The organism is Pseudogracilibacillus sp. SO30301A (assembly GCF_037072025.1).
Taxonomy (GTDB): Bacteria; Bacillota; Bacilli; order Bacillales; family Amphibacillaceae; genus Pseudogracilibacillus.
In genome coordinates, this window is sequence record NZ_JAXHDD010000072.1 from 1 (window position 1) to 17698 (window position 17698).

Here is a 17698-nt window from a genome sequence, read left to right on the forward strand (position 1 = left end):
GTTTTCCAAGATGTCGAGTCGATTCAGAACATGAGGAGTCGTTTCGCAATATATGCCTTTTCCTGAGATACGGAGTTGACCATATAGACTTTTACGTCGCAGTTTATGGATTTCGCTTATAATGATAAATGCTTTTGGCAGGATGTTCTGTATTCTCAACTTTTTTAAAATAAATGAGAAAATTGTTTAATTAATGTGCTGTCGTCATTTTCATCTCACGCCACGCTTTTGGAATATATATACACAGTACGGTTCCATATGAAAAATGAAAAAATGCTTACTTTTTTAAAACAATTTCCGATTTTTAAAGATTTAAATGAATATGAAATGGAACCAATTATAGATTTTGCGAATCAAAAAGTACGAAAGTGGCACAATCGTATTTATGCAACATGAACCAATTACAGATATATATTTTATTCAGCGAGGTAAAGTTAAAATTTATAAAACAGACTATGATGGAAAGGAACAAATTGTAAATGTTCTTCAAAAAGACGATATGTTCCCCATCAAGGCTTTTAGGAAAGGAAACTATCCTGCTCATATAGAAGTTTTGGAAGATACATTATTGGTTAATATTCCAATTATCTCCTTCGAAAATTTTCTACTAACACATCCAGAAATTAGTATTAAAATGTTCCGCGTTTTGGGAGAAATTATTGTTGACTTACAAAATCGTTTAGAGGAAAAAATTTTATATAATGTTTACGATCAGATTATCTACTTTTGATGCGTCTTGCGAGGAAAAATAGAGAAATGGTCGATGAAGAGAAATATCGCTTAACAGTCCAATTAACAAATCGTGAATTAGCGAATATGATTGGATCAAGTCGTGAAACGTTAAGCCGGACACTTACTCGACTGAAAAAGGAAAAAGTTGTTGAAACAGATAAAGCCGGACATCTGATCATCGACTATCCGGCACTAGAAGAGAAGGTTCTCAATTAGGACACTTTCTCTTTTTTATTTTGACTGCTTATGGAAATAAGTTGACATGATGATGGATCACTCTATATTTTGGGAAATTAACATTGCCTCTTTGTAAACAAATAGTAAAAATTCAGAGTTTATTGCTTTTGAGGCAGGAGTCTCAAGTAAGATTTTCCGAAATCGCTAAATTATAGTCGAACTTTATCCACCACTTACTGGCGGTATAAATGCAACAACGTCTCCGCTAGTAACAATTGCGTCTTCTTTGGAATATTCTTCGTTAACAGCCACCATTGACTGGTCTAAGATTTCATCCATATCGTATTTGGATAAGAATTGATCTTTTATTTCTTTAACCGAAATATTAGTTGCATCAATTGTCAATTTACTACTACCAACTACATCTTGTAACTGAGCAAAAAATAACAATTCAATCAAGACATATCCTCCTCCTGGGGGATCTTTTTTTCATATGAAACATTTTCTTTTTGATCCCCGATCCATTTTGTTCCATCTTCCCAATGTTCTTTTTTCCAAATCGGCACAATTTCTTTAATACGCTCTATTGCATAACGTGACGCTTTAAATGCTTCATCGCGATGTGGTGTAGATACAGCTATCGCAACTGCCACATCAGAAATATCTAACCGACCGATCCGATGGGCAATGGATACTTCTGCACCAGGCCATGTAGATTTGATTTCTTCTCCAATACGCATAAGTTGTTTAGTTGCCATTGGGATATAAGCATCATATTCTAAAAAAAGTGTCCGTTTTCCGTATGTGAATTCACGCGCAATGCCTATAAACGTACTAATAGCCCCCGCTTCTGGTCGGATCACTTTTTCAATGCAATCGCTAACTTGAACCGGTTCATTTGTAATCCAAAATTTTTCCGTCAAAAAACCACCTACCTGCTCTCGAATTCTCTCTTCCTTAATTTAAAAGATTGATCCAAAACTGAATCAATCTTTAAGTAGTAGTTTTATATCTGCTAGAGAATATTAGTCCGGGATTCCTAGTGCAATTTTTGCGTAACGGGACATTTTATCTTTACCCCAAGGCGGATCCCACACAATATTTACATCTATTTCCTTAATTTCTGGGATATCAGCTAAAGCACGTCTCACATCAGCTTCAATATGTCCTGCTAAAGGACAACCCATTGATGTAAGTGTCATTGTTACTGTACATAATCCTTCATCATCTATATCAATATCATAAACGAGCCCCATATTAACGATATCGATACCTAGTTCAGGGTCAATTACGTTTTCTAGTGCGCCCATAATATTTTCTTTTAAAGCCTCATCCATTTTATTACCTCCTTGTTAGGTTCTATCTATATTTAACCATATTTTTTCACATTTTGAAATAAAACAGCAATTTATTGATAACTTTCTCATTTTAGGTTATAAAAAGGTATGAAACCATTTTGCAGTCTCAGCTATGGATGTTTTACTAATATGATGGCTGCGATTTTTTTCAGGCAAAAATTTAATATGATCTTTCTTTTTATACAGATGTTCAACTTCCTCATAAAACATCTTACTGAACTTAAAAGGTACCACCTTATCTTCTTCTCCGTGCCAAATGAACAGAGGTCTATTATTTAACATTTCTGGATCAAGTGAAATATCATATCTCTGTAACATATTAAGCACTTCATCTGCAGTCTCCTGTTTAATGGGTGTTTTATTCTGTTTATTATAATGATCGATCAACAATTTTGCATAATCCGTTATTTTAGCAGTTCCCATTAAAACAACTGCAGCTTTAATCCATGGATATGTTCGCAAAGCTCCATATGTTGTAATGCCTCCCATGCTCGTGCCACCGATCCCTATTCGATCAGAATCCGCTAATTTATGTTCCAATAAATACATTTTAATTTCTTTCAGCTCTTTAATATTTTTCATAACAATTTCCCAAAAAGATAGTTCCAAATCTGTTTTGAAACTCGAGTCATGACGTTCTCCGTGCAAATAACTGTCCGGTAAAATAACTCGTTGACCATTTTGGGCAATTTTAAAAGCGATTGTTAAACTGCTTTCTTTTTCTCCAGTAAATCCATGGTAATAAATTACTGTCGGTAAAGCTTTGTTGGCTTTATCTGCTTGTACAACTTCTAAAACCGGGATTGAATTAATTTGTTTTTTCTTTATATATATCATTCGTCAGATCCTTTCCAAACTGATATTACTATCTTAAATGAATTAGTATTCATATGTAAAGAATGTTAGTCTTATCAAAAAGTAGAAATACATATTTACTTGTTCAACTAGAGATATTTCTTAATTTTTGCTACACTACTTGTAATGAGGTGATTTTATGAGAAATAAACATATCATTGCTCTTGATTTAGACGGGACGGTATTAACAAATGATAAAAAAATTGCTCCCCAAACTAAAGCAATGATCAAAAAGCTTATCGATGAAGACCATATCGTTGTCATTGCAACAGGTCGATCAAATCGAATGAGTATTTTTTATTATCATGAACTTGAACTTGTAACCCCATTAATTAACTCAAATGGAGCTTACGTCCACCATCCCCAAGATAAAAGCTGGGGAAAATACCACACTCCTTTAAACCACAAAACGGCTATCGAAATTGTCGAAGCGTGTTATGAATTAAATTCAAAAAATATTATTGCTGCTGTACATGATTCCATTTACTTGGATCAATTCGATCAAACGATTGTTAATTTTTATGAATCTCAAGATGATGGATTTATTGTTGGCCGCATAAAAGAAAAATTACTTGAAAATCCTACATTAATGATGCTTTATCCCGATGAAAAAAATTTGGATAAACTTACAAATCATTTAAATGATTTACATGCAGAAGCAATCGATCATTGGAATTGGGGAGCGCCACATCATATTATTGAAGTAATGAATAAACAAATGAATAAAGCAGAAGCTTTAAAAAAGATTGCTAATGAATATGGTATCCCAAAAGAAAGAATTATTGCATTTGGTGATGGTGCAAATGATATGGAAATGATCGACTATGCTGGTATTGGTGTTGCAATGGGTAATGCCATCGATGAATTAAAAACAATAGCCAAATATATTACAGATACAAATGAAGAATATGGAGTCGCGAATTTTTTAGCCAATTATTTTGAACTTTCCCATCCAATTAAATCTTAAAAAAACAAGTTTTACCTTCAATAATCAATTTACTTTATACCATACTATAAGTGAACGTCATAGAGGCGTTCACTTTTGCCCTTTTAATTACTCATTTAACTGTTTTAGATTCTGGAGGGATCTAAGATGAGTGAGCATAAGAAAAAGAAAGAAACCAAAAAGGTAGAATCCACAACGACGTTTTCCGATCCACCTGTTCATGTTCACGAAGAAGAAACGTTGAGACAAGACGTTGAACGAAAACGTGAAGAAATGAAAAATAGTACTATTGGAGGGTTTTAATAATGGCAAATAACCTTTTTGAACAAGCGAAAGAAATGGTGGCTAACCTGACGAATATGAATCAAAACAGTCAAGGTGGTCACGCTCCTAACGCTAGCGACAAAGAAGCTGCCAGGAAGGCAATTCAAGCTGCATATAATGATGCGACCCCTGAACAAAAAAAGCAGCTTGACCAATTCGAACAACAGTTAGATGAGAAAATTAATTTGCATTCGTAAAGAGTTCTGTTTTTAGCCATTCCATCCCATTTATTTGCTAAGAAAATTACGAATTCATTTATAATAATGAAACCGAATTTATACGTTAGCAAAAATTTAGATGACCATCTTCTATGTGAAGATGGTCTTTTTTTAAAAAATATGGTACATTTGTTTTAAGAATGTAGTTACAGGAGGGATATTATGGGAGTAAGACCTGAAACAACACCTAACCCTAATGCAATAAAATTCACTTCGGATAAAATGATATTTGAAGGCACCAATAGTATTTCTGTGATGCCTGGCGATACAAGTGAATACGAGATTCTAAATGATTTGATGAAGTTAGATGATGTCGATAATGTTTTTGGTTATCAAAATTTTATAACAGTAAATAAACACTTTGATGCCGAATGGGATAATTTAATAAAGGAAGTATTAGACATCTTTGAAAAACACGGTTATTAATACATACTAGAGGATGTTCAAAAAGTTCGGTAAAAATGACACTGCGAATTTCGCACGAATGCTTGTTTCTCCGCTACTCATGTTTCTAAATACATTCGGCTGTCCGAAACTGCGCCGACTTGAACTTCTTGGTCCTTTTTATCCTCCTTGTTGAACACGCACTACTAGAAAAAAAGACGACAAAAATTTTGTCGTCTTTTTTGTTGCGGTAAAAAGCTTCTAAAACAAAGGGGAAATACCTTTTGAAATTTAATCACGAAGATTTTAATTTATCCGCAGAATAACCACGTGGAAGAATTGTACCAATTTTGACATATGTTTATTATATTTATTTGACGAATTCTGTCACCTCTTGTGATGAGTTGTAAAAGATAGGAAAATAAAATTATGGCTTATTAGAGGTGATAAACATGCCTAAATATGTAACTCATTGCGCCTTCTTTTTTCTTGCTATAACAGCACTTTCAGGTGTTTGGATGCGTCTTTATGCAATATCCACACCATCACAAATTGTAGCGTACGACCATATTTTACACGCTCATTCTCATGCAGCTATATTGGGTTGGACATTTCTAGCCGTTTTCATTATTTTTTTAAAATTAGCTTGGGAACATTTACAGCAAAAAAAGCAGGCAACTATACTGATTATCGTAACATTTCTTATAACATTTAGTATGACCATTGCATTTATATGGCAAGGTTATGCGCTTTATTCAATAATACTATCAACAACACATATACTTATTGAATATTGGGCACTCATTTTTGTCTATCGTTCCCTCAAAAAAGTTCCAGATATACCAGCTGTAAGTAAAACATTTATTAAAGGTGCTTTGCTAACTCTTTTTATTTCAAGTATTGGTCCTTGGTCCCTAGGCGCAATTGGATCTCAAGGTTTACAGCATTTACCTATATTTGATATGGCTGTTTATTTTTATTTACATTTTCAATATAACGGCTGGCTCTATCTCATTTTGATTGGACTCTTTTTATACTTGCTTGTAAAAAAAGGAATCAGCTTACCGACCAAAATATTGAAAGTTAGTTTCTGGATTTATATCTTTGCTCTGTTCCCAGGTTATTTTTTATCTGTTTTATGGTATGACTTCAGAGTGATTGGCATCGTCTTTGGAGCGTTCGGTGCGATTGGACAATTAGTTGGCGTACTTACTCTTTGTTTTGCAATATTTCAAATTAGATTTGATATTGCGGAAAATTTTAGTAAACGAGTTCGACTTCTACTCGGTCTAAGTTTTTTGCTGTTATTATCAAAAACTGTAATGGAATTAGCACTGCTACACCTTCCTTTTGCAAACCTTATTTATGAGACCAGATCAGTCGTAGTTGGCTATTTACATTTAACATTACTTGGGTTTATAAGTTTATTAATATTGAGTTTGTTTCAAATGGGACAATTATTGGATGAAAAAAATCCATTTGTACGAATGGGATTAGCGACTTTTATTATAGGTTTTACTCTAAATGAAATAATTCTATTTATATCAGGACTTTTCAAATGGCTTGATTTAACGTACTTACCATTTGAAAATGAACTACTTTTATTTGCCGCAATCCTTTTATTTGTAGGTACTCTATCTATATGGAGTAACGTATTTAAACAAGAAAATCTGCTTGCAATTGAAACCAAAGCATTTAAAAAAACCACTTAATTTTTAGGGGGTACTGTTCCTTAGGAGAGGGAGGTGTTTGCCTATAGACATTGTTGTGCGCTAACACTGATGATATCTTTCAAGATGTTATTGGCGGTTATCCTTTCTTCTTGAGTAACTTTTGCCTCAACTTGAGCAACTTTCACCTTAGATAAAAACCAAAAAAATAATCTCTCATGCACTCAAGCAGGTACGTGAGAGATTTTTTGTCCACCACCTCCCTCTTGACGGGATTCGGTCGATCTTTGTTTTTTTTATGCACATAAGATTTTTCTATGTGAATTAAACCATGAAGTAAATGATTCTACGCATTTTTTTTACTTATTTATTCGTACAATAGTATCATTTTTTAAATTACTTTCGGATTTTTTCATAATTCTTTACAGCTTCCAGCTACTATAGAATATGAAAACACGATGGAAAATTCCCTCGTGTTTTGTATTATCCAAATTAACAGAACCACTTATCTTACTTTATTTTACTTCGCTTTTTTTGTTTTACTGTCAATACTATTATTGCGCCAATAAACACAATAAACACACCTGTTACAAAAGAGATAAATACCCAATTAAAACCAACATTCGGCTGAATCATAAATACCTCTGTCGATTCACGTTCCATTCCTATCAAATACTCACCATCTTCATTCGCTCTGATTGTATCATCATGTAGTAACCCTTTTAACTGCATAGATGTATCAATCCCATCGATGGTTACTGTACGTGAGTGACTATCATTATTAATTGCAATGTAAACTGTCTCTTTATCCTCCAAAGAGCGTTTAAACAAGCTAAGCCCCTCTTCTGTTGCAACTTGTTCAAAACTTCCTTCAGTTACAGCTGAAAATTGCCCTCTTAGCGAAGCCATTTTTTTAAACACATCTTCTAAATCTGGATTTGAACTTGTAAAATCAACGAGATATTGATTTTCAGGATACCCTGGCCCATACATTGGGACTTCGGATCCTTGGTAAATAATAGGTACACCTGGAGTTAAATATAAATAGCTTAACGCTAATTGCCATGTTGTGATTGCATTTCTGCCTTGTTCAGCAAAGTTATTAGAAAACCTCGGGGTGTTCATATTATCTACATACAGTAAATCCTTGGTACTAGCCTCTTCACCATGAACGTCAAATAACTTAGAGATAGGTTCATCTGGCTTTATTAAAATATCGTTGAAAGCTTCGTACATTTGCTGATTCGCTACCGCATCGATATTTTCATTCTGAACGATGTGATCAACATCTGCATTACCTTGAAGGGTTGTGGCGATCAGGTAAAAATTAGGATCGGTTTGTTTTATTTGTTCTGTTAACTTATTTAAAAATTCTGGTGAAGCCTGATCAGCTGCGTGGATTTTAAAGCCATCAATATCAACTTCGTTCATCCAAAAATCAGCAACATCTAATAAATACTCCTGCACTTGAGGGTTATCTTGGTCAAAGACAAGCACATTATCAAGCCATTTAGTCGCTTCTATTGGTTCAACGGTATTTTCTATAAACCAATCTTGTTTATCTAGCTCTTCAGTAAGGGGACTGGATTTCGCTACATAATTTGTCACTAACTCAATGATTACCTTCATATTTTTTTTATGCGCTTCATCGACTAATTCTTTTACATCTTCTATTGTCCCAAATTCTTCTTCAACTGAGTAAAAGTCTTCAATCCAATATCCGTGATACCCTTTTAGCGCATTATCCATGATTGGGGATAATGAAACGACCGTAAAACCATTTTCTTTCAATAAGTCGAGTCTCGCTGTTACTCCCTTGATATCTCCCCCGTTATAAGTGAGCGGATCGTCAATATCAACTTGGTCGCTCGGAGCTTGTCGTCCGTTATTGAAACGGTCGATTAAAATATCATATATTATTTCATTCGAAAGCTGAGACTCTGCATGGACTGGTTGCTGCATCATACTCATTAATAAAACTGGAATGATGAAGACTAATGTGATTATTTTTTTCATTACATGCACTCCAACTAAAGTTTTTTAAAGAAAAAAGACTACCCACTAAAGAATAGCCTTTCGTTTAGCGTTTTTATGGTAAAACTCCTAAAGGTAAACGACCAAATCCTAAGATGATCGCGAGTAATGCGGCAATAACGAACTGAATCCACCAAGCTTTTGTCGGCTTATCTTTATTCGTTTTAACTGTAATCATTTCGATGGAAGCAATTGCCCATAGACCTGCAAGAATTTTTATAATCAGTTCTCCTGAAATGCTGCTATACTGGAAAAATAAAGTAATCCCGGAAAACAAAATAATTAAGTAATCAAGACGTAAAATCATATGTAGAATTTTTCCCGTTTTTGCTTTTCCAGACTGATAAAAAGATGTTACGACAAATAGCAATATAAAAGCAACTACCCATCCTGTAATATGCAAATGAGCCATTAAAAACTCTCCTTTCTTTTAAATTGAATCTATTAGTGCGTGTTCAAAAAGGAGGATAAAAAGGACCAAGAAGTTCGAGGCGGCGCAGTTTCGAGCAGCGGAATGTATGCATTTAGATACTTGAGCGAACGCTTCTAGCACGCAGAAAAAGTGCTTTCCTTTTTCAAGGAGCGGAGAAACAAGCATTCGTGCGAAATTCGCAGTGTCATTTTTACCGGACTTTTTGAACATCCTCTATTAGAATAATTTACGTAATTGTTGTACGATATGCATTATACCATGTAAAAATTTCAAATTCATTTAAAAGCCTTTAAATGATGGTTTTAACAGGACTTTTGAATAACATGTGAATTTTTTATCAGTATAACCGAGAATCTAAAGGATCTAGTAAGTTGACAAGTTATATAGCTGGGTCTGCTTTAAACTATTCCAACTGGTTGAGATACTTTTATTTTTAATAATATGACATTAAGAAGAGGTGGGAAACTATGAGAAAGAGAGTAATTGTTGTTAATCGATTAGAAGATGAAGCTTTAGACGAACTAAAAAGTAATGCAGACGTTTCTTGTTTTTCTAATATTGTTTCTACAGAAAATGAAAAGTTTGTCGAGAAATTAAAAGATGCAGACGGCATTATCGGTCTTGGGCTTCAAGTAGATAAAAAATTACTCGATTTAGCTCCAAATTTAAAAATCGTTAGCAATGTTTCAGTTGGTTACAATAATTTAGTTATCAAAGAATTAACGAAGCGAAATATCATGGCAACAAACACACCTGATGTACTTACAGATACTGTTGCAGACATGATGTTTGGTCTTTTACTTGCAACAGCTAGACGTATTCCGGAACTAGATCAATATGTAAAAGACCGAAAATGGAAAGGTGATTTAACAGCAGAACATTATGGGGTCGATGTTCATCATAAAAAATTAGGAATCATCGGGATGGGGAGAATTGGTCAAGCAATTGCTCACCGTGCACACAACGGCTTCCATATGGATATTTTATATCATAGTCGTTCTAAAAAGCCAGAAGCTGAAGAAAAATATAATGCAAAATACCGCAGTTTAAACGATTTACTCGCTGAATCTGATTATGTCCTACTCATCACACCATTGACAAAAGAAACAGAAGGAATGCTAGGGGCTAGAGAATTTTCTTTAATGAAGGAAACCGGGATTTTTATTAATGGTTCCCGGGGCAAAACTATTGTGGAAAAAGATCTAATCGCTGCATTACAAAATAAAGAATTAGCTGCGGCTGGCTTGGACGTGTTTGAAGTGGAACCAGTAGAGCCTGATAACCCACTCCTTGACATGCCAAACGTTGTGACACTTCCACATATCGGTTCCTCTACATATGAGACCGAACTCGCAATGTCAAAACTTGCGCTAAAAAATTTAATGGCTGGATTACATGGTCAAAAACCACCAAGCCTAATTAATGAAGAAGTTTGGAAAGGCTGAAGCGAGAAGATTGCAATTGTCAATCTAATAATAAGCAACCCTGAACGATAAGTTCAGGGTTTTCCTTATTTTTGTCATTGTGTGATCGACTGAGCATTATTAGTATGTGAGTCTACATTTTGTCCTGCCATTTAGCATAACGCGAGAGCGACTATATTTTTTCCTGCCACTAAGCATAATGAGAAAGCGACTCTGCATTTTTTCCTGCCACTAAGCATGATGCGAGAGGGACAATGCATCCTTTACCTAGCTAGACAAATTTTATTTCAATACAAACCTTGTCTCGCTGTATCCTTCTTTTGTTTTGTTTACTTCAAGCATTGCTGGGAAAATCGTCTTCAATTCCTCGACATGAGAAATTACACCGATCGTACGTCCAGTCTCTTGTAAACTGATGAGGGCATCGATAGACTTATGTAATGACTCCTCATCTAGTGATCCGAATCCTTCATCGATAAACATCGTATCCATTGAGATACTGCCTTGGAAACTTTGAATTACATCAGACATTCCCAAAGCAAGGCACAAGGATGCAATAAATTTTTCACCTCCGGATAACGTTTTTACATCGCGTGTTTGTCCAGTATATGAATCATACACATCGATGGCAAGACCACTCTGTTTTCCTCGTGCTTCTTGTCGATCACTTCGGATTAAATAAAATTGTCCATTCGTTAATGTTTTGAACCGCTCATTCGCTGCGTTTGTAATTTGTTCTAAATAATCAATTTGCAAATACCGTTCGAAGGAAATCTTTCTATCATTCTGTCCCCGTAACACATCATATAAATCTGTCACTGTCCGTAGTTCTTTTTCAAGCGTTTCTGATTTTGCTTTTACGTTTAAAATAGTATTTTTTAAAGTGTTTGCCGTTTCCTTATATTTTTTTGTTCGATTTAACTGTTCTAATGCCGCTTCATACGCTAATTTTAGCTGCTGTAATTGTTCTTCAATTTTCTTCACATCGACTCGATCTTTTTCTTTTAATTCCTCCGCCAAGTCTTCAATTTGCTTTTGAACGGTCGCTAATCGTTGTTTGTATGTCTCAATTTCTTTTTTTAATCCTTCTAGGTCTTCTGTCGTCATTTTTGCCTGCTTGTACATTTCTTCATTATCAAAACTCGCTTCATGTAAATACTGTTGAAACTTTTCTTCGACTTTATGTACAATGTTTTGAACTTCTTCAAATTGGTTTTTTCCATGTACGAGATTTAATTGAGCTTCTGTATTTGCTTTATCTGCTTGCTTTAATTGTTCTTGAACATCTGCCCAACGTTTTTCCAATTTGAGTTTTTCAGTTTCTGTAACTTTTATTTGATCTTTGAGTGCTGTTAAATCTTGAAGTTCTTCTGGAATATTTCGGCACCGTTCCTTACTCGTTGCATCCAATTGAGTAAAAGCTGTTCGGCTTTCGACAAGTTTTCCTTCTACTTCTTCTTTTTTCTCTCTTGCTTTTTTAATATCAGTTTCTATTTTCGATACATATTTTCTATCTTCAGCTAATTGCTCTTCAACTTTTTTTAATTCCTCCAGCTCATTTTTTAATTGAACTCCTCGGTCTCGAACCTCTGTAAGCACATTTCCTACATGTTCCAAAGTAACTTTATAATCTGATACTGCTTGCGCCTTTTCCTTTAACTGCTCTGTACTCGAACGGTGTGTTGCTAAAATTTCTTGATATGCTTTTTGTTTTTCTTCCCATTCAGCTTTCATGTGATCAAATTGTTCTTTTGAAATTTGTTCACCTTCAAAAGTCGCTTTATATGGATGAGCAGTACTTCCGCAGACCGGACAATGATCACCATTGGTAAGATGACTCGCTAAAACTGCAGCTTGGTTATGAAACCAGATTGCTTCTAATTCTTTAAATGTTTTTTCGGCACGCAAATAATCTTTTTCTTTTGCTTCCAATTCTTTTTGCAAATTTCTATGACTTTTACGATTTTTCATAAAATCATTCAGTACTTTATATTGTTCACGCAACTGGAACATCTCTTCTTGTTTTTTCCCATTCTCATGAACTAAAGATTCTTTTTCCGTAATATCACGTTTTAATTTCTCGACTTCTTTTTCTTTCGTATCCAAAAATGAGGTGATACGCTTTAGTTCAGAAGATCTCTGCTCAATTTCTACTGATAATTTTTTCAAATCCCGACGTATGTGATCCATTTCTTCAATCGTCGGTAATAACTCATAGTAATTTTCTAAATTTCTTTTTAATTTTTCACGCTCAGTCTCTTTTTGTTCCTCTCGACTATACGCTTGTTGAACAAGTTCTAATTGTCTTTTCGCCTCCGTGAGAAGTGCGGTGGCCTTGTTGACATAACGCTCTTTTTCATCTCGTTCTTTTCTGCGTTCGGCTAATTGTTTTTCATATGGTTCAATTCGGCTTGCACGTTCTGCTGCGTCAACTTGTTTTTCTTTTCGTAAAAAAATCACCCGTTGATTTTGTAAAGTCGTTAATTCTTCGTTTTTCTGATCCAAGAGAATAAAACGGTCATTCGTTGTCATTGCCTTATGTAAGAAAGCCTGTTTTTGTTCATATTTTTGTAAAGCTTCTCGGTAATTTTTGTCATCGGTATCAATTTTTATAGATAAATAATGAATCTCTTCTTCCAAACCTTGAATTATTTGCTCTACATTAAAATTATCATTAGTTAAAAAATAAAATAGCAGTGAATCCTCTCGCTTCTCCAAGGCGGTATGAATACTTTGAATATGATGATCTAACATCTTCGTTTCTTGCAAATATTTCGTATTCAAATCTTCTTTTTTCTCTTTCAAAATCAGATTCATATGTTTATAACGCTCTGTTTTAAATAAACGCCGTAAAATAGCTTCCTTATTTTCGGTTTCAGATGTCAGTAACTTTCTAAATTCTCCCTGAGGTAACATGACGATTTGTTTGAACTGATCTTGTGTTAATCCAATAATGGCTTCAAGCTTTTTATTAATTTCTGAAACGATTTGTCTGTCTACACATGGAACCTCGGTTTCATCATCTTTCCGTTCAAAAAATTCATACCGCTCACCAGTTGGTGTTTTATTCCCTTTTTTCACATGACCAAGCTGTCTGAAAACTCGATATGTACGCCCATTTAATTCGAAAATTAACTCAACAGAAGTATGTGTATCATCATCAGCAAAATGGCTGCGTAACATGGAAATATTTTCTCTATCTGACCCACTCGCGGTACCGTATAAGGCGAAGCAGATACCATCAAAAATTGTCGTTTTCCCAGCACCTGTCGCCCCTGAAATAACGAAAAGGTGATGATCTTCTAGTTTTGTAAAATCGATTGTTTCTCTATTTTTGTATGGACCAAACGCCGTCATACTCAGTTTTAAAGGTTTCATAAAAAGTCAACTCCTTCCAATTTACTTTGTGGCTGCTACTTGTTTTATTGCTTCCATTGTTTCATTTTCAATTTTAAGCAGATCATCTAGTACCGTTGTGAAAATTTTTTCCGTCTCTTCGGTTGCTCCGTATCCTTTTACTTCTTTATAAAAAGCTTTAAACAATTCCACATCACTTAGTTCCGAACGACGTTTCTGCTCTGTTATTTCCATAGACTTGACTTGTCCTAAGTTCTTTCTCTCTACATGCATCGCATTTGGAAATACGGAACGAACTTTTTCCATCGCTGATAAAACAGGCGCCTCATCTACTAATTTAACAAACACATAGTCCTCATTAATTGGGTAAGTTAAAAGATCATCTATATTTGTTTCCACTGTACGAATATCTCTTCTTGGTGTAAGTAATCTTTTTTCAGCAGAAATGTTCCCTGTCCCATCCATCTCAACAATAAAATAACCTTTATTATGATTCTCTTCTGAAATAGAATATTTTAATAGGGAACCTGCATAACGGATTTTTTCATGTTGAACATAATGTGCTTGGTGTAAATGTCCTAATGCAGTATAATGAAACGGTTCAAAATGGCTTGCGTTTACATATTCGGCACCACCAATTGATAATGGTCGTTCTGATTCACTTGTATTATCCTGACTTTCCCCATGAGGAGTCACAAATGCATGTCCAACATAAACGTGACGTGCATTTTTATCCATCTTGGCTTGAATATTTTCAATGATTTTCATCGTTGCATCATCATGAGTTTTAATTGTGTCATCGTTAAGTACATTACGGACAATGCTAGGATCGGAATACGGAACAAGGTGAAAATGAACTTCGCCAAATTCATCGTTCAAAATAACCGGTGGAGCATCTTTTTCAAATTGACCGACAACATGAAAGCCTTTTTCGTTCATAATTCGACTACCAAAATGAAGCCTACTTGGACTATCGTGATTTCCAGCAATCGCGATAACTGGCGTTTTTAGCTCTAAAACAATCTCATCCAACACATTATTTAAAAGTTGCACCGCTTCTGTCGGCGGGACTGCCCGATCATAGAGATCACCGGCTATTACCACTGCATCGGGCTTTTCTTCCTTGATACAATCGATAAACTGATGTAAAACAAACTCCTGGTCTTCCGTCATATAAACTCCTTGAACAAGCTTACCTAAATGCCAATCTGCCGTATGGAAAAATTTCATTACCTATACTCCTTTTGTTTTTTTTCGAAATGCTTATGTAGTTTACCGCTAATTCTCCTTCTATCTTACCATGACTTTACTCACGTATCTCTATTATTTCCGAAGTTTTTACAAATTGCAAAACGGTAAAATTGGATAATTCGACTGTTTCCAATATTGAAAATGGTTTTTTTGCTAGGAGAAAAGTTAGTTTTTCGTAGGGGATTTGTAGTTAAAATTGATATTTAATGAGATTTAAAGATGGTTAGAAATGCGTGTTCAAAAAGTAGGATAAAAAAGGACAAGTCGTCTAAAATAGCTACGTCCTGTCAGCAACGCCGACACTAGTATGTCCTGTGCGTCGGAAGTTCGAAGCGGCGGCGCAGTTTCGAGCACAAGGAAAGATTACCTGAATCCACATCGCACGAAGGAAAAGTGGTTTTCTTTTCCGAGAAGAGGACTTGTACAAGATGTACTGACTTCCGTGTTGCCCACAGGATGTGGGCGGTTTTAGCAGAAGATTCCCTATCGCAGTGTCATTTTTACCGGACTTTTTGAACATCCTCTAGAAAAAATATTATTTTGAAGATAAGCTACATAAGACCAGACTTTAGATGTCTCCTAGCCACGGCATAGAGCACTCAACCACACAATTTATCCAACCACATTTCAGTTAAGTCACGTAATTTTTTCGTATCAATATTGTAAGGAGGATAAATTTCAAATAAATCTTCTAGCAACGTTATATCTGCTTGAATGGAGACTGAACATCGATTCCCACTCGATTTAACAACATCTCTTTCCCCAGTTAGAACACTATCTATTTCCTGTAAGATTTCCCCACCCAAAAGTGGTGCATCTGCCATTAAAAATTCGCCAACAATTTGCATACTGGAATCATCGAATTCTATTACTTTTCTTTTCACTTCATGGGTGCCATTTTTCAGTAATATCTCTCGTATTTGATACATTAAAAAACCTCCTTTAATAAATCGGAAAAGCAGAAATTATTTTGTCATCTTGATCCAGATACATGCGGATGACCATTCCATCTGCGGTCAAGCCTTCGTATGTATTTCCTAAAATAAAAACTTTATTATCATACGCCTCATTAATTGCATCTACAACTTGTTGAGTATCCCACTCATCTGGGAAAAACGTTGATTTACCTTTGTTTGACGCTTTCTCCACATCATTAACGATCACTTTTGCTTCGTATACACCAAATTCATTAACCTCAGTTTTTGTCCCTTCTATAACTTCACCTTTTTTAGTAGGTAATTGATTATAATGAAAACCAACCGCCTGTCCTTTTTTATTTAACTCTCCTTCTAAGATATGTTCTAGTGCACCATCACGAAAATATTCCGTCTGCTTTAAATCTTCCATCGCCGTAACAGAATTCAATTCCTTCTGGCCTGTTTCGGCGACATTTTCAATGAAATCATTTATGTTACACCCAACGATAAATAGCATTGTAAAACTGATGAAATATAGCTTTATTATTTTTTTAATCATTTTTAGTCACTTCCTATTCACTACTGCACTTATTTTAACATACTACGACAGAACCAAAGTTGTTTCGCTACCTATCTTGTAGCAAAACGCTACAACTTTCTAAATAAAAATCGCCACGAAAAAAACTGCTTGAACCTAATTTTAACACCTTTTATAAAATTGGCATGCTACTTACGTAAGAGAATGCTGAGTTCAAAGTCGATCATGAAAAAAACAGCAAAAAACGTAAAGAAATACGTAAAAACGTTTAGAACGAAGTATTCCGACTACCGAATGGATGAAAAAAGAATAGGAAAAAATTATCGATAAAGATGCTTCTTTGACAAGTTAGACATATGTTTGCCCAAAGCTTTACATTTAGTGAAAAGTTTACAGATGAAATGAAAGGATTTTGAGACTTACCATCAGATGGATGATTTATGAAGATGATTTAAATGTAACGAAAAGAGGAAACGAATGGCTTAATATGGTAAGCAGCTAGCACGCAGAAAAAGTGCTTTCCTTTTTCAAGGAGCGGAAAAGCAAGCCAACGAAGAAATTCGCAGTGTCATTTTTACCGGACTTTTGAACATCCTCTTTAAGGAATGGAATGGAATCAAATAAAAGAAATGATGTCGAATCATAAAGATCAGGAACGATTTAAGCTATATTTTGAAGCCATTCAAAGTCGAGTAGAGTGGGATGATCCCAATTACATTTATATATCGTTTTAAAGGTAAATGGAAAGCGAATTATCAAGTGCGACTGCGGTCATTTCAATCGTTGGAACTTAATTTCCGTTTGTTTTTGCCAATTTTTTTACAAAATATTGACTAAGTAAATGAATGTCTTCTGCTCGTTCTCTAAGAGGTGGAAAATGCAACTCAAAGACATTTAACTAAATGTTCAGTTCCTTGAATTTGATTATATAATCGCCCAATAATAGGAAGTGAAATGTGATATAATTGAGAATTATTAATAAGTTCATAAATTTCTTCATCATTCAATGTGACTGGTGCCTGTTTTTGTAGAGGATCAACATTATAATCCCGACAGTGCTTCCAAGATTCGTGAACTGTT

17 protein-coding genes and 1 pseudogene are annotated in these 17698 nt (G+C 34.8%); 7 read left to right on the forward strand and 11 right to left on the reverse strand.

Annotated elements, in window-relative coordinates; translation table 11 throughout:
* Positions 1 to 258 precede the first annotated feature (258 nt).
* A pseudogene (locus SPD89_RS20530) lies at positions 259 to 948 on the forward strand (Crp/Fnr family transcriptional regulator).
* Between the two features lie 183 nt (positions 949 to 1131).
* Here the strand turns inward: SPD89_RS20530 and moaD are convergent.
* The 4 genes from moaD to SPD89_RS20550 all read right to left on the reverse strand — a co-directional run bounded on the left by moaD (position 1132) and on the right by SPD89_RS20550 (position 3104).
* Positions 1132 to 1368, reverse strand: a complete 237-nt coding sequence (gene moaD / locus SPD89_RS20535; protein ID WP_336263804.1) for a molybdopterin converting factor subunit 1 — start codon at positions 1366 to 1368, stop codon at positions 1132 to 1134.
* Positions 1365 to 1832 carry a molybdenum cofactor biosynthesis protein MoaE gene (locus SPD89_RS20540; protein WP_336263805.1) on the reverse strand — a complete coding sequence of 156 codons (468 nt, stop codon included), beginning with the start codon at positions 1830 to 1832 and terminating at the stop codon, positions 1365 to 1367. The genes moaD and SPD89_RS20540 overlap by 4 nt, the downstream gene beginning before the upstream one ends.
* A 102-nt stretch (positions 1833 to 1934) precedes the next feature.
* Entirely contained in the window at positions 1935 to 2246 is a 312-nt protein-coding gene (locus SPD89_RS20545; protein WP_336263806.1) for a metal-sulfur cluster assembly factor, read from the reverse strand.
* A 96-nt stretch (positions 2247 to 2342) separates the two neighbouring features.
* Positions 2343 to 3104 (reverse strand): prolyl oligopeptidase family serine peptidase, encoded by a 762-nt coding sequence (locus SPD89_RS20550; RefSeq protein ID WP_336263807.1) that lies wholly within the window; start codon positions 3102 to 3104, stop codon positions 2343 to 2345.
* Positions 3105 to 3261: 157 nt separating this feature from the next.
* On the opposite strand from SPD89_RS20550, the gene SPD89_RS20555 reads away from it, so the two are divergent.
* The 5 genes from SPD89_RS20555 to SPD89_RS20575 all read left to right on the forward strand — a co-directional run bounded on the left by SPD89_RS20555 (position 3262) and on the right by SPD89_RS20575 (position 6706).
* The gene (locus SPD89_RS20555) at positions 3262 to 4089 is read left to right on the forward strand and encodes a Cof-type HAD-IIB family hydrolase (RefSeq protein WP_336263808.1); all 828 of its coding nucleotides are present in this window, start codon (positions 3262 to 3264) and stop codon (positions 4087 to 4089) included.
* Positions 4090 to 4215: 126 nt separating this feature from the next.
* A complete protein-coding gene (locus SPD89_RS20560) occupies positions 4216 to 4371 on the forward strand; it encodes a hypothetical protein (RefSeq protein WP_336263809.1) in 156 nt (51 codons plus the stop codon).
* Between the two features lie 2 nt (positions 4372 to 4373).
* Positions 4374 to 4589, forward strand: coding sequence for a DUF3813 domain-containing protein (locus tag SPD89_RS20565; protein WP_336263810.1), 216 nt, complete (start codon positions 4374 to 4376; stop codon positions 4587 to 4589).
* A gap of 183 nt (positions 4590 to 4772) precedes the next feature.
* Positions 4773 to 5036 (forward strand): NifU N-terminal domain-containing protein, encoded by a 264-nt coding sequence (locus tag SPD89_RS20570; RefSeq protein WP_336263811.1) that lies wholly within the window; start codon positions 4773 to 4775, stop codon positions 5034 to 5036.
* A 410-nt stretch (positions 5037 to 5446) separates the two neighbouring features.
* Positions 5447 to 6706, forward strand: a complete 1260-nt coding sequence (locus SPD89_RS20575; RefSeq protein ID WP_336263812.1) for a hypothetical protein — start codon at positions 5447 to 5449, stop codon at positions 6704 to 6706.
* A 468-nt stretch (positions 6707 to 7174) separates the two neighbouring features.
* On the opposite strand, the gene SPD89_RS20580 is transcribed toward SPD89_RS20575, so the two are convergent.
* Both SPD89_RS20580 and SPD89_RS20585 read right to left on the reverse strand, forming a co-directional pair.
* Positions 7175 to 8680, reverse strand: a complete 1506-nt coding sequence (locus tag SPD89_RS20580) for an alpha-amylase family glycosyl hydrolase (protein WP_336263813.1) — start codon at positions 8678 to 8680, stop codon at positions 7175 to 7177.
* Between the two features lie 73 nt (positions 8681 to 8753).
* On the reverse strand, positions 8754 to 9110 hold the full coding sequence (locus tag SPD89_RS20585) for a YisL family protein (RefSeq protein ID WP_336263814.1): 357 nt from the start codon (positions 9108 to 9110) through the stop codon (positions 8754 to 8756).
* Positions 9111 to 9598: 488 nt separating this feature from the next.
* Between SPD89_RS20585 and SPD89_RS20590 the strand changes: the two genes are divergently transcribed.
* Complete coding sequence (locus SPD89_RS20590) at positions 9599 to 10576, forward strand: 2-hydroxyacid dehydrogenase (protein ID WP_336263815.1); 978 nt, start codon at positions 9599 to 9601, stop codon at positions 10574 to 10576.
* Between the two features lie 261 nt (positions 10577 to 10837).
* Here SPD89_RS20590 and SPD89_RS20595 read toward each other — a convergent pair whose 3' ends face one another.
* The 5 genes from SPD89_RS20595 to SPD89_RS20615 all read right to left on the reverse strand — a co-directional run.
* Positions 10838 to 13933: an SMC family ATPase gene (locus SPD89_RS20595; RefSeq protein ID WP_336263816.1), complete on the reverse strand. Its 3096-nt coding sequence runs from the start codon at positions 13931 to 13933 to the stop codon at positions 10838 to 10840.
* Between the two features lie 21 nt (positions 13934 to 13954).
* Positions 13955 to 15142 (reverse strand): exonuclease SbcCD subunit D, encoded by a 1188-nt coding sequence (locus tag SPD89_RS20600; RefSeq protein WP_336263817.1) that lies wholly within the window; start codon positions 15140 to 15142, stop codon positions 13955 to 13957.
* Between the two features lie 620 nt (positions 15143 to 15762).
* Entirely contained in the window at positions 15763 to 16092 is a 330-nt protein-coding gene (locus SPD89_RS20605; protein ID WP_336263818.1) for a hypothetical protein, read from the reverse strand.
* Between the two features lie 13 nt (positions 16093 to 16105).
* Positions 16106 to 16639 carry an EndoU domain-containing protein gene (locus SPD89_RS20610; protein ID WP_336263819.1) on the reverse strand — a complete coding sequence of 178 codons (534 nt, stop codon included), beginning with the start codon at positions 16637 to 16639 and terminating at the stop codon, positions 16106 to 16108.
* Positions 16640 to 17502: 863 nt separating this feature from the next.
* Positions 17503 to 17698, reverse strand: a 196-nt coding sequence (locus tag SPD89_RS20615) for a hypothetical protein (protein ID WP_336263820.1), incomplete at its 5' end; no start/stop codon positions are given.